The sequence below is a fragment of the Robinsoniella peoriensis genome, from assembly GCF_000797495.1.
Classification (GTDB): domain Bacteria; phylum Bacillota; class Clostridia; order Lachnospirales; family Lachnospiraceae; genus Robinsoniella; species Robinsoniella peoriensis.
In genome coordinates, this window is the sequence record NZ_JTGN01000012.1 from 1 (window position 1) to 21,900 (window position 21,900).

General features: G+C 41.5%; 23 protein-coding genes. 3 read left to right on the top strand and 20 right to left on the bottom strand.

Features of this window, described 5'->3' with window-relative positions; translation table 11 throughout:
• The 4 genes from QR40_RS21530 to QR40_RS21545 all read right to left on the bottom strand — a co-directional run.
• Positions 1–511: transposase (locus tag QR40_RS21530; protein ID WP_044296725.1), on the bottom strand; the 511-nt coding region annotated here is incomplete at its 3' end.
• Between the two features lie 197 nt (positions 512–708).
• On the bottom strand, positions 709–2,088 hold the full coding sequence (locus tag QR40_RS21535) for an ABC transporter permease (protein WP_044296726.1): 1,380 nt from the start codon (positions 2,086–2,088) through the stop codon (positions 709–711).
• Between the two features lie 17 nt (positions 2,089–2,105).
• The gene (locus QR40_RS30150) at positions 2,106–3,704 is read right to left on the bottom strand and encodes a GGIII-like transmembrane region-containing protein (RefSeq protein WP_330373874.1); all 1,599 of its coding nucleotides are present in this window, start codon (positions 3,702–3,704) and stop codon (positions 2,106–2,108) included.
• A 70-nt stretch (positions 3,705–3,774) separates the two neighbouring features.
• On the bottom strand, positions 3,775–4,488 hold the full coding sequence (locus QR40_RS21545) for an ABC transporter ATP-binding protein (RefSeq protein WP_044289361.1): 714 nt from the start codon (positions 4,486–4,488) through the stop codon (positions 3,775–3,777).
• A 228-nt stretch (positions 4,489–4,716) separates the two neighbouring features.
• Here QR40_RS21545 and QR40_RS21550 point away from each other — a divergent pair, with 228 nt between their 5' ends.
• Both QR40_RS21550 and QR40_RS30155 read left to right on the top strand, forming a co-directional pair.
• Positions 4,717–5,412: a response regulator transcription factor gene (locus QR40_RS21550; RefSeq protein WP_027294040.1), complete on the top strand. Its 696-nt coding sequence runs from the start codon at positions 4,717–4,719 to the stop codon at positions 5,410–5,412.
• Positions 5,405–6,793 carry a HAMP domain-containing sensor histidine kinase gene (locus QR40_RS30155; RefSeq protein WP_052430990.1) on the top strand — a complete coding sequence of 463 codons (1,389 nt, stop codon included), beginning with the start codon at positions 5,405–5,407 and terminating at the stop codon, positions 6,791–6,793. Before QR40_RS21550 ends, QR40_RS30155 begins: the two co-directional genes overlap by 8 nt.
• Positions 6,794–6,869: 76 nt before the next feature.
• Here QR40_RS30155 and QR40_RS21560 read toward each other — a convergent pair whose 3' ends face one another.
• The 15 genes from QR40_RS21560 to QR40_RS21630 form a co-directional block, all read right to left on the bottom strand.
• On the bottom strand, positions 6,870–7,217 hold the full coding sequence (locus tag QR40_RS21560) for a TIGR04076 family protein (RefSeq protein ID WP_044296727.1): 348 nt from the start codon (positions 7,215–7,217) through the stop codon (positions 6,870–6,872).
• A 108-nt stretch (positions 7,218–7,325) separates the two neighbouring features.
• Positions 7,326–7,658, bottom strand: a complete 333-nt coding sequence (gene rsfS / locus QR40_RS21565) for a ribosome silencing factor (protein WP_044289966.1) — start codon at positions 7,656–7,658, stop codon at positions 7,326–7,328.
• 22 nt (positions 7,659–7,680) lie between these two features.
• Positions 7,681–8,289 carry a bis(5'-nucleosyl)-tetraphosphatase (symmetrical) YqeK gene (gene yqeK / locus QR40_RS21570; RefSeq protein ID WP_044296728.1) on the bottom strand — a complete coding sequence of 203 codons (609 nt, stop codon included), beginning with the start codon at positions 8,287–8,289 and terminating at the stop codon, positions 7,681–7,683.
• A complete protein-coding gene (gene nadD / locus QR40_RS21575) occupies positions 8,282–8,917 on the bottom strand; it encodes a nicotinate-nucleotide adenylyltransferase (protein ID WP_044296729.1) in 636 nt (211 codons plus the stop codon). The genes yqeK and nadD overlap by 8 nt, the downstream gene beginning before the upstream one ends.
• Positions 8,918–8,935: 18 nt before the next feature.
• The gene (yhbY, locus tag QR40_RS21580; RefSeq protein ID WP_027294035.1) at positions 8,936–9,229 is read right to left on the bottom strand and encodes a ribosome assembly RNA-binding protein YhbY; all 294 of its coding nucleotides are present in this window, start codon (positions 9,227–9,229) and stop codon (positions 8,936–8,938) included.
• 70 nt (positions 9,230–9,299) lie between these two features.
• Positions 9,300–10,592 (bottom strand): GTPase ObgE, encoded by a 1,293-nt coding sequence (gene obgE, locus QR40_RS21585; RefSeq protein WP_044296730.1) that lies wholly within the window; start codon positions 10,590–10,592, stop codon positions 9,300–9,302.
• Between the two features lie 62 nt (positions 10,593–10,654).
• Positions 10,655–10,942 (bottom strand): 50S ribosomal protein L27, encoded by a 288-nt coding sequence (gene rpmA / locus QR40_RS21590; RefSeq protein WP_027294033.1) that lies wholly within the window; start codon positions 10,940–10,942, stop codon positions 10,655–10,657.
• 4 nt (positions 10,943–10,946) lie between these two features.
• A complete protein-coding gene (locus QR40_RS21595; protein WP_027294032.1) occupies positions 10,947–11,270 on the bottom strand; it encodes a ribosomal-processing cysteine protease Prp in 324 nt (107 codons plus the stop codon).
• A gap of 6 nt (positions 11,271–11,276) precedes the next feature.
• Positions 11,277–11,582 carry a 50S ribosomal protein L21 gene (gene rplU, locus QR40_RS21600; RefSeq protein ID WP_027294031.1) on the bottom strand — a complete coding sequence of 102 codons (306 nt, stop codon included), beginning with the start codon at positions 11,580–11,582 and terminating at the stop codon, positions 11,277–11,279.
• A 171-nt stretch (positions 11,583–11,753) separates the two neighbouring features.
• Positions 11,754–12,119: a VOC family protein gene (locus QR40_RS21605; protein ID WP_044296731.1), complete on the bottom strand. Its 366-nt coding sequence runs from the start codon at positions 12,117–12,119 to the stop codon at positions 11,754–11,756.
• A gap of 163 nt (positions 12,120–12,282) precedes the next feature.
• Complete coding sequence (locus QR40_RS21610) at positions 12,283–13,125, bottom strand: PHP domain-containing protein (protein ID WP_027294029.1); 843 nt, start codon at positions 13,123–13,125, stop codon at positions 12,283–12,285.
• A 4-nt stretch (positions 13,126–13,129) separates the two neighbouring features.
• Entirely contained in the window at positions 13,130–14,347 is a 1,218-nt protein-coding gene (locus QR40_RS21615; RefSeq protein WP_330373855.1) for a ribonuclease E/G, read from the bottom strand.
• Between the two features lie 2 nt (positions 14,348–14,349).
• Entirely contained in the window at positions 14,350–15,060 is a 711-nt protein-coding gene (locus QR40_RS21620; RefSeq protein ID WP_044296732.1) for a TIGR03936 family radical SAM-associated protein, read from the bottom strand.
• Positions 15,044–16,909: a TIGR03960 family B12-binding radical SAM protein gene (locus QR40_RS21625; RefSeq protein WP_044296733.1), complete on the bottom strand. Its 1,866-nt coding sequence runs from the start codon at positions 16,907–16,909 to the stop codon at positions 15,044–15,046. Before QR40_RS21625 ends, QR40_RS21620 begins: the two co-directional genes overlap by 17 nt.
• Before the next feature lie 454 nt (positions 16,910–17,363).
• On the bottom strand, positions 17,364–20,171 hold the full coding sequence (locus QR40_RS21630) for a glycoside hydrolase family 78 protein (protein ID WP_081999012.1): 2,808 nt from the start codon (positions 20,169–20,171) through the stop codon (positions 17,364–17,366).
• 171 nt (positions 20,172–20,342) lie between these two features.
• Here QR40_RS21630 and QR40_RS21635 point away from each other — a divergent pair, with 171 nt between their 5' ends.
• The gene (locus QR40_RS21635; RefSeq protein ID WP_044296734.1) at positions 20,343–21,572 is read left to right on the top strand and encodes a helix-turn-helix domain-containing protein; all 1,230 of its coding nucleotides are present in this window, start codon (positions 20,343–20,345) and stop codon (positions 21,570–21,572) included.
• On the opposite strand, the gene QR40_RS21640 is transcribed toward QR40_RS21635, so the two are convergent.
• Complete coding sequence (locus QR40_RS21640; RefSeq protein ID WP_052430991.1) at positions 21,505–21,894, bottom strand: peptidase dimerization domain-containing protein; 390 nt, start codon at positions 21,892–21,894, stop codon at positions 21,505–21,507. The two genes, QR40_RS21635 and QR40_RS21640, sit on opposite strands and share 68 nt — an antisense overlap.
• Positions 21,895–21,900 lie beyond the last annotated feature (6 nt).

The window sequence follows — 21,900 nt, forward strand, 5'->3', positions numbered from 1 at the left end:
GCCGTAGTTTTTTTGACCTTTCCTGTAGTGCCTGCCGCGGAGTCATTTGATTGTATCTTGATTTTGTATGTGTGGCATCAACAATAATGGTTTTTGATTTTATGATTTCCTGCTCTAATGCAATCTGGACTGTTTTCGCAATCAGCATATCTAAAAGTGCCATATCTTTTAATCGCAATTTACGAAATTTCGTCAATGAGCTGGGATTAATAACCTCCTCCTCCGGCACCATATCCAGAAAGTATTTAAAAGACATATCATACCTGGAACGCTCTACGACATCAACATCCGATAGATCATAAATTGCTTTTAACAGCAGATATTTAAACATGCGGATAGGTGGAACTGCATTACGTCCGTTATCAAGACAATATTTATCAATTAACTCTTCATAAATAAATCCGAAGTTTACGAGTTCTTTTATCTGTCGGAGAAGATTATTCCTGGGAACCACCAATTCATATATTTTCATGTAGGAACTTAATACTAATTTTTGTTGTTGATCTACCATAAAAACACCGCCTTTATTTGATACATACATTATATCAAAAATAGACGGTAATATCTACTTTTTCAGTGGCCTCGAGAAACCAGCTTTGTGGCGACAACCTGCATCCCGGAAAGAGAAGGGGGCGCACTACACCTATCTACAAAGCGTCCCCTTAATCAGCTAAACCCAAATTCAAGATAAAATTGTTCGCTGTAGTCCTAATACTTCATCGCTTCTAACGCTGATATCTTTACTGCCTTATTCGCGGGATAATAGCCTGCGATAACACCGATCAGAGTGGAGAACAGCATTGAGAACCCAGCCAGCCACAATGGGATTACCGAGGTCCTGCTGCCTTTTTCCATCAAAAGATTTACCAGGGCATCAAATGAGGTAAATACATAATGCTGGGCAGACATATTCATAATTACGGATACGGTAAAGCTTACCAGTATTCCAATGATTCCTCCCAGGAGTCCGATGATTGCAGCTTCCATAAGGAACATACTTTTAATGTCGCTGATAAAGCAGCCCAGGGATTTCATTATACCGATTTCCCTGGTTCGCTCGGTAATAGACATAATCATGGTGTTTGCAATTCCAATTGCAGCAACCAGCAGGGAAATAGCACCCAGGCCGCCCAGCATAAACTGTTTCTGCCTGGCTTCCTTAGCCATAGGTTCCCTTATGCTTTCCATTGAGCTGGTCTGAAACCCCATGTCTTTAATCGTTTGCTCTACTTTTCCCACTTCTTCAACATTGTCCGTCTGAACCATAACCTGGGTAAATTCCGGCGCTGCTTTTACTTTTTTATTTTTTGTCAACAGTTTTTGAATTGCCTGAAGGTCTTTCAGCTTCATAATCAATCCTCCGGAGGTCTCTTCTCCTTTTCCAAAGTCCTCTTTCATGATCCCGCTGATTTTAAGTACGGCCAGCTCTTTGTACTTTTTAGTTTCTTCTCCTTGCGGACTATCCATATCGGAAGAAGGGGCATTCCCGGATGTCTCCTGTTCCATTAAAAAACTAATTTCTTCTTTCAGGGGTTCAAAATAAGGCTTCGCCTCGGGATTGGTCCAGTAATCTACCATATTGCTGCCGTCCGGTCTTTTCGTATCCGCAAACTGATAGGCAAATGCAGACCCTGCCAGAACTTCATAAGGTTTCTTTCCCGGATAATCCCCTTCCTTCAAACGATATCCCAGCTTTTCAATTGCGTCCTCCGGCATTCCGATAATACTGATTCCCTGTCCCTGATACCGATGATTTTTCCCGGTGGCAATGAGCGTATTCTCACTGGTTAAACTTACTTTAGGCGCCGCCAGAACTACGTGTTCTATAGCCTGAAGGCTTTTCACCGCTTTCTCGTCCAGCTTTAATTTCCCTTTTTGATTACCGGGTGTGGGCATCACTGTAATCATGGTCAGATCTCCCATTTCCGAAAGCATCTTCTCCTGAGACTCTTTCATGCCTATACCAATTGATATCATTATGATAATAGCACAGCAGCCAATGACGACCCCCGAAACGGTCAGAAAAGTTCTTCCTTTTCTCCGATAGAGGTTTCTGGCACACATCCGAAGTTTATCATACATTTTCATTCTATTGAAACCTCCGTTTATTCATCATCATCCTGCTCCTCGAACTCTTCGTACAGAAATGCTTTCTTTCGCTTCCTTTTCTTCACAACCGCAATGACAATGATCAGAATCAGTATGAGTCCTCCGGCTCCTGCTGCGTAAGAAAGCATATTTGTACCACCTTCCGGTGGAAGTTCCTCTCCCATTGCGGCTTCCTCTCCAAAGTTCATATCTCCTGCCGGATCTTGCGGCTCCAGCACATTAATGGGTACCGCTATATTTATAGTTCTTGATTTATTTGCAGAATCCTCATATTTAATTTTGACCTGAAGCTCCTGTTTTCCGATATTCTGGGGAGTTATAAGAAAGTCAATGGTGCCGTTGGAACCGGATTCAAAATTCCCCAGATACTTATAGTTTTCCGTTGTTTCCACATCCCCTTCAAGAGAAGCCTCTACATTGTAAACGGCACTTTTGCCTTTATTTACATAGGGAAGACTTAAAGTAGCTTCCGCAAATTGATGCATTTCTTCCTGGCTCTGGGGCACATTCACCTTGAATCTGTCCGGCTGTATAACCGGAATAGAGAGCTTTTCTGCGGATGTTGCCTGGGTGCGGGTTTTGTCATGCACGTACTCATACTTAAAACTAATATCCACTTTCGAATTTTCAGGCTTTCCATTTGCCAGTGCTTTGATGGTAACTTCCTTTTCCATTACCCCTCCCGGCCCTATTTTATCTATGTAAAAGGAGTTGGATGAATCGGTAATTGCAAGTGCATCCCCCAGTTCCAGAGACATAATCATATTTTCAGCCGCCGTTATGGAACTGGTATTCTTTATCTGCAATTTCAAATGAAATTCTTTTCCTGCAGTTACTTTTTTCCCATACTCATATTTGCTTACGATTATATTGGGAACCGGCGTATCGATATTTTTTTTATCATCTGACGGAGCCGGCTGCCCGCCAAAAGAATCTCCTGATCCGGATCCTTCCAATGGGTTGAAAACTTCCTGGCTATCATTTGGCTCTTCTGTTCCCTGTCTTTTTGATACTACCGTGGGAATCATGATTTTTTCCACTTTCTGCTCATGGATCATACCTTCTGTTGTTTGGTAATCGTATTCAAGCGTTACGGTAATGGTCTGGACTTCAGATTGAATCTCCTCTGCTGTTTTCAGATGCAGTTTACAGCTCTTTTGGCTTTGCGCCCCTACTTTTCCTACGTCCAGCGAACCGGTAAGTTCCTGGGACAAAAGCCCTTCTCCTGTTTCAACGCTTAATCGGGCATTTTCTATCGGCAGCTCTTTGCTTTTATTTTCCACTATCAGAACTGTCTGAAATGATTTTCCCGCTTTGATCGGCTTTTTTATTTCTCTTCTGCTGATCCTGATTACAGGTGGGGAGACTGCAGGAATATTTTCTCCCTTTGTTTCTTCGGTAACTGGCTCTGTAATCCCTTCTGCAGATGTTTCTGTACTGTTTGCCCCTTCACTGCCTGATGATTCAGCAACCGGCGGCTTCTCAGGCGGATTTGCTGCCTCTTTGGCTTCACTTATAATACCGGGATACCCCATGGCAATGCTGATTATCAACCCCCAGATACCGATCTTCTTTAAATATTTCTTTAAATTCATTCCCTTCACCTTTTAACCTCCTGATTATTTTCTCATAATTAATCTTTGTATTACTTTTAGTCACGTTTTCTTAAGCATTTTTAATACCGGGGTCTTTCTGAACAGCCGTATCTTTCACAATATCCCCATCGATTAAAGTTACTATACGGTCAGCATACTTTGCCATTTCCGGGTCATGGGTGACCAGTACAATTGTCTGATTGTATTTATGAGCCATACCGACAATCATGTTCATTACCTCTGCCGTTGTTTTGGTATCCAGATTTCCAGTTGGTTCATCTGCAAATATTACTTCCGGATGGGTAACAAACGCCCTGGCTATCCCCACACGCTGCTGCTGGCCTCCGGACATCTGTGAGGGATAATGCGCACCTCTTTTGCCCAGACCAACCTTATTCAACAGCTGCATTGCCCTGTGCATCCGTTTATCCATCTCTACCCCGCGGAACACCAGGGGCAGAGCTACATTTTCAAGTGCCGTTAAATTAGGCAGTAAATTATACGCCTGAAAAATAAATCCAATATGCAGCTGACGAAACGCAGCCATGTTTTTTTCACTTAGCTTCGTGATCGAAGTATTTTTAATAAAAATTTCGCCTTTTGTGGGTTTTTCAAATCCTGCAAGATGATTCAGCAGTGTACTTTTTCCAGAACCGGAAGTACCAAAAATACAGCAAATTTCCCCTTTATGAATAGAGAGGTTAATTTTTTTAAGAGCGACTACCTTTTCATTTCCTACGATATATTGTTTACGGATATTTGATACTCTGATAATTTCTTCCATTTTGTCCTGCGCCTATTACAGGCTTACCTGCAATACTGCCGCTTCCTCCTCCTTATTACTGTTCAGAAACCAGAATAACAGGAAAATTTTAAAAAATAACAGCAGATTTAGTGAAGAAATATGAAGATTAAAAAGATAAGATACTCCCAGATCCGATTTCATGGTACAATAATATTACTTCGGGTATCTGTTTATATGAACGGTATCCTGTAACAGAGGAGGTAATACATGAACAAGTTGCAAAAAATTATGATTGCAGACGATGATGCTGAAATCCGGGAAGTAATCCGTATTTTATTAGAAGGGGAAGGATATCAGGTTATTGAAGCGGCAAATGGGAAAGAAGCCATAGAGATGATGGAAAGTTCCATTGTTTTGATTATATTAGACGTAATGATGCCCGGATGTTCCGGGATTATCGCCTGTAATGAAATCCGCAAAGAACATATGGTTCCTATTTTATTTCTGACCGCTAAGTCAAAAGAAGAAGATATTGTGATCGGTTTTTCTGCAGGCGCTGATGATTATCTTGTAAAACCATTTTCTTACACTGAGCTGCTCTCCAGAGTAAAGGCATTAATCCGCAGATACTGCATCTACATGGGACAGGATACCAAAAGCCTGGGACATATTTATCTCCAGGATATAGAAATCGATATGGATGCTCAGCGAGTGACAAAATCCGGAAAGGAAATTACATTGACGGATCTGGAATATCAGATTCTGGCACTCCTTGCTACTCATCGGAAAAAGATTTTTTCCGCTCAGAATATATATGAAAGCGTATGGAAGGAGCCTTATTATTCCTTTTCCAGCAATACGGTCGCCGTCCATATCCGAAACCTGAGAAAGAAACTGGAAGATGATATACAGAATCCGCACTATATACAAAACGTTTGGGGAAGGGGTTATCGCATTGTCTAAAATCAAGAATATTTTTTCTAAGAAATTAGCCAGAGAGCTGGTGCTCGCTGTTACCGTTTCTTTGCTGATCGCCTACCTGGCATACGAACCGCTTTCTGGATTTGGATATTATCTGCTGGATAAAACACTTATGTCTCCCTCCTATGTAAAACGTACAGAAGAAGATTTCGTCCAGAAACTGCAGAGTTTTATTGATGAAAATGAGATTACATCCAAAGAAATTTCTCAGATACACAAATGGATGAAAGAACAGGGTAATACTTCTATATCTTTTTACTATAAAGATTATGAAATATTCAATTCTGATTTTGGTGCGGTTCCTCCGGAAGGAGACAGTCTGGAAAATTATTTTAACCAGTATATTAAAAACAATTTTACAGAACCGGTACAGGAACAGGGGGATATTCCCATGTATCAAATAACTTTTTCGGACCATATCACGCTGGATACCCAGGTTTTTTGCTACTTTTATGTGAAGTATTATGTGGTGCTGTACTATGCCTGCCTCTTTCTCTGCTTTTTGATTTTCCTGCTGCTTTTCTTATTTTTCATCCACAGGAAAATCCAATATATTAACAAACTCGCAGAAGATCTTGAAATCTTAGAAGGTGGGGATCTGAATTATAAAGTCCGGGAAAACGGCTGTGACGAGCTCTACCGCCTGGCGGTGGGCATCAATCAGATGCGGAAGTCTATTATCGAGCGGGATGAAAATGAACAGGCTGTAAAAGAAGCACACCAAAAGCTGATTACCGCCATGTCCCATGATCTGCGCACTCCCCTGACCTCCCTGATCGGATATGTGGAATTGCTGATTCTGGGCAGATACCAAAACCAGGACCAGCTGCACAACTTTTTAGGGCATATTAAAAATAAAGCCTATAAGATTAAGCAATTATCAGATAAATTATTTGAATACTTTCTGGTATCCGAACGAGGGGAAGAAGCATATCAAAAAGAACTGATCCCTACGATCAATTTGATTACCGGTCTGTCAGATGATCAGTTATTTACACTGGAAAGTGAAGGTTTTGAAATTGAATCCCAGTTTGATCTGGATTCCCTGAAGAGCAACTGCTATCTGGACATTGAATATGTACAGAGAACCCTGGATAACATTTTATCCAATATTCATAAGTATGCCGATGCCAGCTACCCGCTGCATGTTATTTCCAGAGAAATAGACGGATACTTTGTACTTGAATTTCATAATAGAATTGAGGAAGATCTGTCCGCACACGAAAGTACCGGAATCGGTATTAAGACATGTGAGCGGATTATGCACATTCACGGAGGATATTTTGAATGCTACAAAGACGGGATCTGGTTTATCAGCAGAATTAAAATGCCTGTAGTTTCTAAAAGCACTTCATCCGAATAAACAAAACAGAACACCCCTGCATTTTTACGCGCCATATGCGGCACCAAAATCCAGCAGGGGTGTTCTGAACTAAAAATCAATCGTAAAATTTCCCTTTATAAAAATTCTCATTTCCAAGTTTCTTTGCGGTCAGCCGGAACATAACGCAGCCATCTGGACAAACAATATCCTTGCTGTATTTATCATTACCGCCGATGTTCTCTAAATCTCCGCCGCTTCTGACAGCTTCCATGATTGGATATAACATCATCATTACTTTTGAACAAATTCCCTGTCCATCCGCATTTACAGGGCATCCATAGGTACAGGTATATTTATCTCCTATTTCCTCGCCATTTCGGCAATACCGCTCTGTATGGTCGCTGCGTAGAAATCCTGTTACCTCAATCTCAAATTCGTATTCTTCATCATACCATTTTTTCATTTATAGACCCTTTCTATTTTTAATTATACTGCCTGATAGACAGTGATATTGCTGCATAGCAGAAATGCACCGTATTCTGCTAAAATACGATGCACAGCCATTCTATTATTATAATTCTTCTACTGAAATGCTCTTGCCATCTCTCCAGATTCTCTCCAGATCGTAGAATAAACGATTTTCCGAATCAAATACATGAATGATAATATCACCATAATCCAGCAGAATCCAGTTTGCTGTCTGGTAACCCTCTACCTGCTTTGCCTGATATCCTGCTTTGCCCAGGGCTTCTTCTACGTTATCTACTAACGCCTGCACCTGATTTTTATTAGTTCCGCTGGTAATGATAAAATAATCAGCCAATACGGATACTTCTTCAATATTGATGACCTTCAAATCCTCTGCCTTTTTTTCTTCTAAAGCAGCACATGCGATTTTAGCCATTTGTTTTGACTTATTTTCCAAATTATTTTCCCTCCTGTCTCATTATTTGCTTTTCTCTGTTAACTTCTTTATAATACTCAAAAGCTCTCTCAGTCATTGGGTCCAGTACATTTTTTGTAGACCTCAGATACGAAAGGGTGTCCCGTAAAATGATATACAGAGCTTCATCAATGTCAGAAAATGCCATTTTCCTTGTCAATTCCAGATTCTGGGCTTTGTAACGCCACGGCTCTATATAATCCGCTATATAGACGATTTTCTCCAAAAGAGACATGCCTGGCCTTCCTGTGGTATGATATGCAATGGCATTTAAAATATCCGGGTCTGTAATCTTATACTTTTCTTGCGCGATCTGTGCTCCTGCTTTTGCATGAAGTAAATATGGATTTTCCCGTTCTGCATCCGATATGGGAATCCTGTTCTTTTCGCAGATACTGATTTTTTTCTCGTTGGGAATACATTTCGCACAATCGTGCAGCAATCCGGCTGCCTGTGCTTTTCTCACATCCTCCCCATAACGCATTGCCAGTGCGGCACTGGTGTACATAACGCCCTGGGTATGGGTAAAACGATCTTCATCCAGATATTTTTTCAGCTTATCCTGCATTTTTAAAATATTGAATTCACTCATTTTCTTCACACTCCTGATACATGCAATGCTCTTCAATATATTGTATTACTTCGTCAGGAACATAATACTTAATTGATTTGCCCCTGCAGATCCAGTTTCGGATCGTACCGGATGAAATATCAATATTTGGAGTATCCAGCTTTTCTATTTTAGCTTGAAAGAGCTCTTTTAAATAATCAATCTGGCGGTTTAATTTCTCCGGTTTCACATGGTCTCTTACCGCTACTACAAGGGTACAGAGGCGGCAGATATCTTCCGGCTCTTTCCATGTTTCAAAAGTAAACAGGGAATCGGCTCCCATAATAAAGTAATAATCTGTATCCGGGTTCTCCTTCACCAGACGGCTAAGCGTCTCCCTGGTATAGGTATAACCCTCGTCATGTGTCTCTGCCATAGAAAGTTCAAAATGCGGATTACTGCTGACTGCCTGGGAAACCATTGCCACCCGCTGTGCTGTTGTCGCACGCCCCTGGCGCTCCTGCTTGTGAGGAGGATTGCCGGAGGGCATAAACAGCACATAATCCAGGTCAAACTGCAGATATGCGTTTTCTCCCAGAATCAGATGTCCGATATGGATCGGGTCAAAAGTTCCGCCCATGATACCAACTTTTTTACGTCGCTGCTTCATTCTTTGAATTCCCCGCTTTTATAAAGGAAGTTGAATCTTTTTCTTTTCGTCTTTTCCTTCTTTATAAAGTACAATTTTCTTTCCGATAACCTGTACTACCTGTGAACGGGTACGCTCCGCTACCATAGATGCCAGCTCTTTCGGATCGTCCATACAATTCTGAAGGACATTAATCTTTATTAATTCTCTTGCTTCCAGGGCTTCTTTGATCGCCTGGGTATTTTCTGGTGTAAGACTGGATTTTCCAATCTGGAAAATAGAATCCATAGTCATTGCCAGACCTTTTAAATACGCACGTTGCTTACTTGTCATCTTTCCCTCCGATACGGATGCCTGGTAATCACGTTATCCGGGCACATGTATCCTCTTTATCTATATAAAATTATTTATAGTAATCAAACTGCAGTCCATACATACGCACGGTGTCGCCTTCTTCAATGCCTGCAGCTTCTAATTCATCCAATATGCCGGTATCTTTTAAGAACTTCTGGAAGAATGCAAAGCCTTTTTCCGACTCCAGATTGGTATAACCCAGCATTTTTTCAATTTTCGGTCCTTCTACAATGTAGGTATGCTCTTCCTCCGTAGATTTTTCTACCGTATATGGAAGATTCTCAGTCATATTAAATTGATCCGGGAAAAATTCCTGTTCAAATACCATCGGAGTTTCCGGCACCGTATCTAACAGTTCCCGTACATAATACAATAACTCTTTCAAACCTTTTCCGCTGACTGCGGATATGGCAAACACCTTAATTCCCTGAGGTTCGAATTCATCCCTGATCTTCTGAACAGGATCTTCATCACCCTCAAAAATGGCATCTATTTTATTTGCCGCAATCACCTGAGGCCTTGCTGCAATTTCTTCATTATAAGCTTTTAATTCTTCGTTGATTTTATAGATATCTTCGATTGGATCACGTCCTTCTGTGGATGCTGCATCTACCATATGGATCATCACTTTTGTACGTTCAATATGACGTAAAAACTCATGTCCAAGACCAACACCTTCGGAAGCACCTTCAATCAACCCCGGTATATCTGCAATTACATATCCTTTTCCACCGTCCAGGTCTACTACTCCCAGATTGGGATTTAAGGTTGTAAAGTGATAATTGGCAATCTTAGGTCTCGCATTCGTAACGCGGGATAACAACGTAGACTTTCCTACGTTTGGAAATCCAACCAGTCCCACATCTGCAATCACCTTTAATTCCAGATTCACCATAAGTTCCTGAGCCGGCTGTCCCGGCTGTGCATATTTTGGTACCTGCATAGTGGGTGTGGCAAAATTCATATTGCCAAGTCCGCCTTTTCCGCCCTTTAAAATAACCTGTCTGCGGTTATCTCCGGACATATCTGCAATTACCTTATTGCTTTCAGCCTCTTTTATTACCGTACCTTCCGGAACCTTCAGTATCAAATCACTGCCGTTGCCTCCATGGCAGCGTTTCTTTCCACCCTGCTCACCGTCCTGCGCACTGAACTTGCGTTTATGGCGGTAGTCTGCCAGCGTATTCAAGCCTTCGTCTACTTCAAAAATAATATTTCCGCCTTTTCCGCCGTTTCCTCCGTCAGGACCGCCGTTGGCAACATATAATTCTCTTCGAAAGCTTACATGGCCGTCCCCGCCTTTACCAGAACGTATGGATATTTTTGCTCTGTCTGCGAACATTTCCATTCACCTTCTTTCTAAAAAAATAGGCTTCAAACCAATTTGATTTGAAGCCACCTTTACTATTCTGCTGATACTGGAACGATAGAAACCTGTTTCTTATCTCTTCCTTTTCTTTGGAATCTTACAACACCATCAACTAAAGCGAATAAAGTATCATCTCCACCACGTCCAACGTTAACGCCCGGGTGAATCTTAGTTCCACGCTGTCTGTAAAGAATATTTCCAGCTTTTACAAATTGTCCGTCAGCTCTTTTCGCGCCTAATCTCTTAGATTCGGAATCTCTACCATTTTTAGTAGAACCAACTCCCTTTTTATGAGCGAAAATTTGAAGGTTCATTTTTAACATAGTCTTACACCTCCTTGAATATAATCTTGATATATTCATTACCGTAATTATTTTGGATATCCTTTAAACCAAGAATCATCGAATCCAGCAAGAGCTTCGTCTCTTTTGAAACTGCACCTTCCAAGATCAACTCTACCAAGCCGTCATCATCCTGCCTTACGGCGAATTTATCCTCAGTAAACTGCTCTATGGAATTAATTGCATTCACAGTCAGTACAGATACGGCAGCACAGATAATATCCTGTCCTTCTTCCCCGTAACCCGCATGGCCTTTGGCTACAAATCCTCTATATACTTCTGAACTCTTATAAACTGTGATTTTAATCATTGACAATTAACCGTTAATTTTTTCAATTTTAACTTGTGTAAACTGCTGTCTATGACCGTTTTTCTTATGATATCCAGTTTTTCTCTTATACTTGTAAACAATAACTTTTTTCGCTTTACCGTTTTTCACAACGCTACCGGTTACAGTTGCGCTTTCAACGTCAGCTCCAACTTTAAGACCATCATTGCTTACTGCAAGTACTTGATCAAAAGTAACAGTCTCTCCAGCTTCTACTCCAAGCTTTTCTACGTTAATGATATCGCCTTCGGCTACTTTGTACTGTTTACCACCTGTTGCAATAATTGCGTACATATGGCACCTCCTATTATCATTACTCGCCAGATTTGGTGATCATCTGCATGACTCTTAGACCTCTCTGTGCGGCATACTAGAGTATAATATCATACTGAAGATTTTACGTCAACTATTTTTTCAAAATTTACCCAATAAATAGCGCAAACAGGCTAGGGTGTGTTTAAATTCTTATTTTTCCGGGACAATTTCAATCCAGTATCCGTCCGGATCTTCAATAAAATAAATTCCCATCGCTTCATTTTCGAAACAGATGCATCCCATTTCTTTGTGTCTCTGATGAAATCCTTCATAGTCATCGGTTACAAATGCCAGATGGTATTCGAGTTCCCCCAGATTGTATGGCTCTTTACGTTCTGTCAGATAGGTGAGCTCCAAAGTAAAATCGGTAATGCCATCACCCAGATAAACAAGCTTAAAAGAACCGTCAGATGCATTTTTTTCTCTCACTGGCTTTAATCCAAGTGCTTTTTCGTAAAAAGTGAGGGATTTTTCTAAATCCAGAACATTAAAGTTAAAGTGGTTAAATTTAATCATAATTATACCTCCCGCATATCGCAGGCCTGCCTGCAATACTGCCTTAATAAGTGTTTTGAAAGCGCTTTTCTTTCAAACTAGTTTACTCCTGCTATTATGTGCAATTTTATATCATTGATTCATATTTTATTCAAGCGTGGCACACTGCTGTCAGAATGCCATTTCATGCCATTTCAAGTGCGCTCTGCATGGGCTTAAAAATTTCATGGAAATCCTTAAATTCCATAACACATTCGCCTACCTGTCCGCCTTTTGGGGAAAGCAGGCCGTGATAGTCACTGCCCCCTGTAAGAAATAAATGATAATATTCCGCCGTAGCTGCAATCTCCTTCATATCAAACGGTGTATTAGACGGATGCAGTAATTCCACACCGGTAAGCCCCGCTTCCACTAATTTTGGAATCAGCCGGATATTCTGCTGCTGTCCCGGATGGGCAAGTACTGCCTTTCCGCCTCCTTCTGCAATGGCTTTTACAACCTCTTTTGTGTCGGGATACTCATAGCTGACCCTTAAGGGTCCGTTTTCCCGGTACATCCGCTGCATCCAGGAGCCGAACATGGCATCGATCTGCCCTGTTTTATAGAGTACATAATTAATATGCTGGCGATAAATGCAGCACCCATCTGTCTCTTTTTCTGCTTCTTCGCGGCTGATCTCATAACCCATTTCCCTAAGCCGTTTAATCTGCCATAAGCTCCGCTCATGACGCATTTCAAGTACCGGCTTCATCAGTCTGGCAACCGGCTCGTAATCGGCTATATTGTATGCCAGGATATGGGCATCCAGTTTTGTCTCAGGATCCCTGCTGCCGCATTCCATTCCCATAATTACCTGAATATGGTGTTTTCTGCCAAGCGCTTTCAGAATATCTTCTTTTGGCGGCGCATCATGGTCTGTAAGTGCAATCACATCCAGTCCTTCCCGGACGCTTTTTTCAAAAACCTCTTCTGCTGAATCACTGCCATCGGAATAACGGCTGTGTAAATGTAAATCCGCTCTGATCATTAAGTCACTTCCTTTGTATCTCAGTAATTGCTTTTACCTGTTCTGCCAGGGATTTTTTTACTTTTTTCCTGGTTACTTCCACCAGTTCTAATGCCGTCATATCTACCAGTGACGCTTTGACGGGATCTTTGGACAGATATGCCTCAAATCCATCCAATAACTGCTTTTTAGAATCCGGAGATTTCATATTAATAAAATCAACAATAATAATGCCCGAAATATTGCGCAGCCGCAGCTGCCTGGCAATTTCCCTGGCTGCTTCCAGATTGATTTTTAAAAAGGTTGCTTCCTGATTCTTATGACCGTCATATTTGCCCGTATTCACGTCGATGGATGTCAGGGCTTCCGTAGGCTGAATGACCAGATAAGCTCCGGATTTCAGCCATACACGCTCTTTCAATGCATCTTTTAAAGCCTGATCCAGACTGTACAGTTTTTTCAGGGGCAGCAGGGAATCTTCATAAAATGACAGTTTATCCAGATCCTCCGGCTGGTATTCGGCAAGGAATTCCTGCATGGAATCATACAACCCCTGGTCATCTGTTAGAATTGTTTCCAGTTTGCCGCTGTAAGTATCCCGCAGCTGGGTCAGATAATTCTTGGGTGTCTGGTAAAGACACGAAAAACAGGTCCTGAATCTGGCCCGTTCCTTTAAGTTTTCATATTGTCCTGCCAATTGGCAGACTTCCTGCCTTAACTCCTCATGTGATGCCTGCGCTGCATTGGTACGGATAATCCAGCCATATTGGTCTGAGCGGTATTCTTCCAGCAGGTTCTTAAGGTCTTTTCTCTGAGATGGAGACAGTTTACCTGAGACCCCTATCCGTGTGTTTCCACTTGTCAGAACCAGATATTTGCCGGTAAAGCTTAAATTAGAAGTGACAGTAGGTGCCTTCGTTTTCATATTTTCACGGCTTACCTGCACCAGAAGCTCATCTCCCGCCACCAATCTGCGGGAGTTCATTTTACTGGTATAGTAAGGTGTAGGATTTTCTTCCAAAGAATAGTAACAAGGCAAACCACTTTTGATTTCAATAAAAGCAGCCTGGATATTTTGTACAATATTCTGTACTTTTCCGATATAAATATTTCCCAGAAGTGAATCTACCCCTTCCGGTTCTAAATGAAATTCTACCGGTTTTCCATCCTGAAGGAGCGTTGTTAAAATCTGCCCCTCCTCCCTTGTGATAACCAGCTTACTGTTTTTTTCTTCCATCTCCATTGCTACCCGGGAATATCCTCTCCCAGATCTTCCAGAGAAACCAGACTGCGCTTTTTCTCATTTCCAAGATCTGCATAGACTTCCAGCCGATGAACCAACAGACTGAATGGTTCCATTTCCATTCCCAGATACTGGGCAAATGCCTCCATCACAAGTTCCGGCTTCAGATTATTGACACTTCCTGTAGCAAGCTGCATATATATTCCGTCTTCCCGAAGTTCCAAAGCATATATCATAGGCTTGATATCTACTTCTTTTTCACTTTTTTTTGTTTTCTTTATAATTGTGATGGTTTCCCGGTCATAAAACTCCGCCAGCCGGCTCTTATATTCCAGATCCGGTTCTTTTCCTTCTCTGAAGTTTACCAGATAATCGGCAGCAGCAACCAGAGACATCGCTTTGCTTGCTTTTTCCTGGGGAATTCTTCGGAAACTTAAGACTTTCATTCCTTCCACCATGCACGCATTTAACTGCTCTATTGCGTCTTTTGATGAAATTTCAGTCTGAACTTCAATATCCAGATATTCTCCCGTACTGGTAAGTCCCACACCCAGAGGGGCTGCAAATGACATAATCATATGAGGGCTGAACCCTTCAGTAAAAGCAATGTCAATATTTCCCCTTCGCATTGCTTTTTGAAAATAGCGCATGATATCAAGGTGTCCGATAAATTTCATAGCACCCTCTTTGGCAAATTTAATTCTTACTTTCAATACACACGCCTCCTTTGTATATTCCCGCACCGCATCCAGAGCAACCCTGACGGCAGTTATTTGTAATTGTTTCTGAAACCGCTTTTTTCCATTCTTGTATCAGGAAATTCTTTGAAACACCGATTTGTATAAAATCCCAGGGAAGTATTTCATCCATGGAACGTTCTCTGGTCGTATAGAAATCCGGATCTATGCCCGTGTGTACAAATGCTTCCATCCAGGTTTGATTCTTAAAAGTCTCGGACCATGCATCATAAAGTGCACCGTTTTGATAAGCATCCAGTATGGCTGCCCCTACTCTGCGGTCTCCTCGTGCCAGCAGCCCTTCCAAAACAGTAACATCCGCTTCATGCCAGTTATATTTAATACTTTTGCGATTTAACTGGTCCTTCACTTCCTGGTTAACTATTCTGGCTTTTCCTAAAAATTCTTCTTTTGTGTTCATCCCTACCCATTGGAACGGCGTAAAAGGTTTTGGCACAAAAAATGAGGTACTGACCGTAATCTGGCATTTACCGTTTCGCTCCTCTTTGGGTATCTCATAATACCGTCTGGCAATGCGGTCAGCCAGATGTGCGATCTCTTTCATATCTTCTTCCGTCTCAGTAGGAAGTCCCAGCATAAAATACAGCTTTACCCTGTTCCAGCCGCCTTCAAATGCCTGGTCTGCACCCTCTATAATATTTTCTTCGGTCAGCCCTTTGTTAATTACATCGCGCAGGCGCTGGGAGCCGGCTTCCGGAGCAAATGTAAGGCTGCTCTTTTTCACATCCTGCACTTTGCTCATAACATCCAGGGAAAAAGCGTCGATACGAAGGGATGGCAGGGAAATATTAACCCCTTTTCCTTTGAATTCTTCGATTAAATAGTTAACTAATCCTTCCAGTTGGGAATAGTCACTGGAGCTTAATGAACTTAAGGAAATTTCTTCATGCCCGGTATTTTTCAGCATTTCATATGCGTATTCCTTCAGCATAGCAAGATCCCGCTCTCTGGTGGGCCGGTAAAGCATTCCCGCCTGGCAGAAACGGCATCCGCGGATACAGCCCCTTTGTATTTCCAGCACTACCCTGTCCTGGGTTGCTTTAATAAACGGAACAACCGGTGCTTTCGGATAATAAGTATCCGTAATATCCATTACAATCTGTTTTTCTACAAATGCCGGTGTATCCGCACTTTTTGGTTGAAAAGAAGCAATGGTTCCGTCTTCTTTGTATGTTACTTCGTAAAGAGACGGTACATAAATTCCGGGGATGAGGGCAGCAGCTTCTAAAAATGCCTTCCTTCCTTTTCCATTGGATTTATATTCTTTATACAGATCAATCAATCGGAAATATACCGTTTCTCCTTCTCCTATATAAAACAAGTCAAAGAAATCCGCCAGGGGTTCCGGATTATAACTGCATGGACCACCGCCGATTACGATTGGACAATTCTCATCTCTGTCTTTGCTTAGAAGCGGAATTTTACTCAGATCCAGTATCTGCAGTATATTTGTATAGCACATCTCATATTGAATGGTGATTCCAAGAAAATCAAATTCTTTGATTGGCTCCTGTGATTCCAATGCAAACAACGGGATATCCTTTTCTCTTAAGACCTTATCCAGATCCATCCATGGAGAATATACCCTTTCACACCAGATATCCTCTCTTCGATTCAGCATATCATAAAGAATCTGAATTCCAAGATGTGACATCCCGATCTCGTAGACATCGGGAAAGCACATGGCAAAGCGGATATCCACCTTTTCTTTATCTTTTATAACCGAGTTGACCTCATTACCGATGTAGCGGGCAGGCTTCTCGATTTTTAGCAGTATTTCATCATTTAAAGCTAGTTTTCTCATATATTTCCTTTCTATTTATATCTATTGCACAAATTCATTCGAACCTATTTTTAATTTTTCCGAGTGAAAAATGGATATAAAACACGATTCAACATTGCAAAAGCAATTGATATATGATTGAGACAATCTAATCTATACCATTATATACAGTTTAGGAAAGAAATTCAAGCAAATATCTTTCGTCAAGCGGAATCAACTGTGCATCTTTATTTTGGAGAAAACATCTAAAGCAAAGGATATTGAATCGTTTGCTTCTACTTTCTGCTGCTTAACTTTTCCTGATATGACCAGTATAACTGCCGTATCTTACAATTTCTTTACAAACGTATTGAAAAAGCACGATGGCAAAATCAATTCAGATTTTTACTCTCGTGCTCTTTTCACTCTTATTTTTGATTACTTGCTTTTTACATAGGTGTTCATTTCGTGTACGCAATATTCATAATATGGCTACTTATCTGTTGTGACCACCGCTCTCATACCTGTCAAGATCACAATATCCAACTCCTGTCAGTGTACAGTTTCTCTCATTCAACGCATTCACTACCGCCTCATACAGTGGCCTTGCTTCCGGAGCCATACCAAGTACTTCTGCAAGTGTCATCTGCTGTGCCATTGCAAGCATCGGATTGTCCAGCATTCCCGGAGACATCTGATTGAATAATTCCACCGCCAAAGGCTGGGACAAGATTTCTTCCCATGTACTGTCCAGACTAAAGCGCTCATATGCCAGGTTCGTTGTAGTCTCATATTCATACTCATATATTCCAGAGCCTACAGTAATCACATCTTCTTTCTCCGGCAAATGAATCTCTGCCTCTGTATTTGCAGGAACGCTCACATACCCATGAATCTTTCCATTTTTGCAGCTCCAGTTGCTTTCAATCCTGCCGTATACCGACTCGAATTCCACTCCTGCTTCATCGATCCCTTTTACAAACAGCGGCTGTACTTTGAACTTTTTGTAACCCGGCTTCAACTGGCTCACACCGGCAATCTTCCGGTACATCCAGTCGCCAATGGAACCATAGGCATAATGATTCAATGAATTCATTCCCGATACATCAAAACTTCCGTCCGGCATGATGGAATTCCAGCGCTCCCATATTGTCGTTGCTCCCATATTCACAGCATAGAGCCATGACGGATAATCTTCTTTCATAAAAATAGTTGCCGCCAGTTCATGTTCTCCGTTTTCGGATAATACATGACACAGATACGGTGTTCCGACAAAACCGGTTGCCAGGTGATTTTTGTGATTTTCAATATTGGTTTTCAAGGTCTGTAAAATACGCTTCCTGTCTTTTTCTCTCGCCAGGTTAAAATACAAAGATAAAATCGCTCCGGTCTGCGTCTCACTGACAATACGCCCCGTATTCGTATAATATTCCTGCCGGAATGCTTCCAAAGTCGTATCATACAATTTCTGATATTTTTCTGCATCTTGTGCAAATCCGAGTACTTCTGCGGTCTGTTTCACCAGATTTGTCACATACAAATAATAAGCATTTGCAATTATATATTTATCTGTCGCACCGGTTCTGTCTGCACTTTCCTCCTTATCCAGCGCCAGCCAGTCTCCATACTGGAATCCGGTCTGCCAGAGTCCGTTTTCCCCGCACTGATTTCGGATATAGTCTACCCATTCATGCATACATTTCCAGTTTTCTTTCAGAATGCCTTTATCACCATAGGTCTGATATACCACCCATGGCACAATGACTGCCACGTCACTCCATGCCGCAGAGCTGTATGAACCCAGAATATCCGGTACGACATGCGGAACGCCCTTTTCTAAGGAGGACTCTGCCGATACATCTCTCATCCATTTCCGGAAGAACAATGCCGTATTCCGGTTAATAGCTGCTGTCCATGAAAAAATCTGTGCATCCCCTGTCCATCCGAGACGCTCGTCCCGCTGCGGACAGTCCGTCGGAATATCCAAAAAATTGTCCCTCTGCCCCCACGCAATATTCTTTTGCAGTTGATTTACCTTTTGGTTAGAACACTGAAAATCTACCAGCTTTTCCATATCAGAATGCATCACGCAGGCGGTAAACTGCTCCGTTGTCAACTCCTCCATTCCCTCTACACAGATATATCGAAAACCATGGAACGTAAAATGCGGAAGAAATGTCTGTCCCCCTCCATTGCAAATATAGGTATCCTCTGATTTCGCCTGACGTAAAGTCTCTGTATAAAAATTCCCGTCTTTATCCAACACTTCTGCATGACGGATCACAATCTTCTGCCCTTTTCTGCCATGCACTTTCACTTCTACAATACCGGTCAGATTCTGTCCGAAGTCCACCAGCTTTTCCCCTTTTGGTGTCACGATCAGTTCCTTTGCCGGAATTCTTTCGGTAATACGAACCGGCTCATTTTCCTGGGCTGTCAGAGTATGCTTGTTAAAATCCATGATAGACACAGTACCTACCCTGATTCCGGAATCCTCACCACTGCTTTCTTCACAAACGGTTGTATCAATTGTTTCGCCCATGTAGATCTCACTGTAACGGACTTCACCTGTCCGGACTTTCCAGGTTTCATCGGTGCAGATTATCTCTCTGCTTCCGTCCTCATATTCCATATGTATTTCCGCAAATACACCAACTCTGTCACCGTAAATATTCGGTGTCAGCATAAAACCAAAGATTCCTTTATACCAACCGTTTCCGACCATGATTTCAATTTTATTTTCTTCCCGGAGCATTTCGGTAATGTCATAGATCTGGTATTGAAGACGGTGATGATAGCTTGTCCAACCTGGTGTCATCTGGTCTTCTCCGATACGCTTACCGTTCAGTGATGCCTCATAGACACCTCTGGATGTGGCGTAAATTCTGGCTCTTTGAACTTTTCCTTTTGCTGCAAATGTCTTAGAAAAAATCGGACATGCCGTTTCTTCTTCGGGAAAATCATGTGTAATCATTTTTGCCTTAAATACTTCCGGGTTCAGGATCCCTGTCTCAAAAGACATTTCTCCGGATGCCGTATTCTCATGATTATCTGTCACTTCTACTGTCACATTGTAGAGTGTTTCATCCTGTAAATCGTCTCCTGCATAGGCAATCAGCACGGAATCTTCGCTCTCCACTTTTATTTCCCAGACAACTTTTTGGCAATCCTTTACTACAATGTGATAAAGCTGTTGTACGGTGTCATTTACCTCTGATTCCAGCTTCCATGAAAACCGTGGATTTTTCTCCGCGATTCCGATTGGATTTACTCTATATTCTGTTCTCAAATCATAAAGTTTCATGTTATCTATTCCTCCACTTTTTAAGAATTCTCTTTTAAACATCGTTTCCCGATATTATATTACTTTTTATATCTCCATTTTTATTGCAGATTTGTTCGATTTCTTTTATAATTTAACTGTAACTTGCTATAACACACCAAATACATATTTGTTATAAAATGGAGAAAATACATGATTTCCTTACAAGACATTAAAGATTTTTGTCATCTGAATTATCTGGATTCCGGTATTCCTGTTTACCTGTATCAGAAAGATACTTTATTGCAGACATTTCCAGAGCAGTCCCCCTGCACATATCCGCCAAAGCATTACATTGAGGAATTTGTCGATACGACAGATAACATCGCACATCTTTCCACTCCATACGGTGCTTATTTTGTTGCCATAAAACCAAAAGATTTACAGAAATTTCGCATTGTGTTAGGCCCGGCTAGTTATATTCCGTTTACCGACGCAGATTTTCATGCCATGTATACAGAATATGCAGTTGTTCAGGAAGAACGGGCAGCTTTTAAAGCATTCTTTCAAATTATTCCGCCGATTGCTTTAAAAGGTCTTATGGCAAAAGCTGCCGTTTTTAATTATTTTCTGAACCACGAAATTTGTTCTCATTTTGACCTGTTGGAACCTGTTAGCATTTCAGACTCTTCTGCACACGCAGAAAAACATGTAGAATCCATTTATCAACAGAAAGAAGATTTTCACCACAATAATTCTTCTGAAATCGAATCCCTGATTCTTCATTTTGTAGAATCAGGAGATGTGGATGGTCTGAAAAAAATGACTTTGCAGCCTTCCATCATACATTCTGGTACTGTTGCACCAAATCAGCTCCGTCAATTGAAAAATCTGAATATTATTATGACTGCACTTGCATCACGTTCTGCAATCTCCAGCGGCGTAGATGCAGATGATGCATTCCAGATGTCCGATTTATATATTCAAACAACAGAAAAATTAAATGATCCCTCCGCTGTTCAAAATCTGAATTTCCAGATGCTTCTGACATTTGCACAAAAAGTAAAAGATAAATTGATTCCAAAAACCTCTGATGAAGCACTGCAGCAAGCCATTCGGTATGTTCTTCAACATACCAACTGTCCGATTACAGCTGCCGAGGTTGCCCACCATGTGGGATTCAGCCGTTCCTATTTTTCCACCTATTTTAAAGAACAGCTGGGTTTTACTATCAGTGCATTTATCCTGCGCTGTAAACTAGAAGAAGGAAAACATCTGCTGCAGTTTACAGACAAACCGCTCAGTGTGATCAGCAATTACCTGTGTTTTTCCAGTCAAAGCCATTTTCAGACTGCCTTTAAAAAGCAATACCATGTTACACCTCTTCAGTTCCGCAAACAACCGAAGCTTTACGGACGAGGGTTGCTGGAAAATGAGAGATAATCGACTGTTTTACCTCTGTAATTCTGCGGATCAGTTTTCCTGCCAGTTCATCATCAAACGTACGCAGGGTTCCTCTCATTGCAGCCGTATTGGGAATAATGTTCGGAGCATCTCCCGCGTGAAACTGCCCAATCGTCAATGAAACCTCACTTCCAAACGGACATTCTCTGGCTAATAATTCCTGTAGCCCGAGATGTACATGTACCCCTGCCGTGATCGGATCTATGCATACCTCCGGAGAAGATCCATGTCCTCCCTTTCCGATCAATACAATTTCAAAACCATACACAGACGATAACGGTGTTTTTCCATATGTAATCATACATTC